The sequence below is a fragment of the Roseateles sp. P5_B10 genome (genome assembly GCF_056400485.1).
Window position 1 is genome coordinate 1 of the sequence record NZ_JBFULE010001525.1, and the last position, 647, is coordinate 647.

The window sequence follows — 647 nt, forward strand, 5'->3', positions numbered from 1 at the left end:
TCCTGGTCAACGCGGACGGATCGCTCGGTGCACGCATCGGCGTGATGTGCGGCTCGATCGAGCACAAGATGGGCATCCACGGCAACTCCACCTGCGTGATGAATTACGACGGCGCCACCGGCTGGCTGATCGGCGAAGAGAACAAGGGCATGCAGGGCATGTTCGTGATGATGAACGAAGCCCGTCTCGGCGTTGCCGTGCAGGGTCTCGCGCAGTCGGAAGTCGCCTATCAGAACGCGGTCGCCTATGCGAAGGACCGCCTGCAGGGCCGTTCGCTGACAGGTCCGAAGTCGCCGGACAAGCCGGCCGATTCCATCATGGTGCATCCGGACGTGCGCCGCACGCTGCTGACCATCCGCGCCTTCAACGAAGCCGCCCGCGCGATGGTGGTGTGGACCGCGCTGAAGAGCGACGTTGCGCATCGCTCCGACGATCCGAAGGAGCGCCAGGCCGCCGACGATCACATGGGCCTGATGACGCCAGTACTGAAGGGCATCCTCACCGATGGCGGTTTCGCCAATGCGGTGTCGGCGCAGCAGATGTTCGGCGGTCACGGCTATATCGCCGAATGGGGCATGGAACAGTTCGTCCGCGACGCGCGTATCGCCATGATCTATGAAGGCGCCAACGGCATTCAGGCACTCGAT

1 protein-coding gene is annotated in these 647 nt (G+C 63.7%); it reads left to right on the plus strand.

Annotation, left to right across the window (positions count from 1 at the left end; genetic code table 11):
- A partial coding sequence (locus tag AC1DU6_RS34390) for an acyl-CoA dehydrogenase family protein (protein ID WP_477862950.1) occupies window positions 1–647 on the plus strand: 647 nt, incomplete at both ends.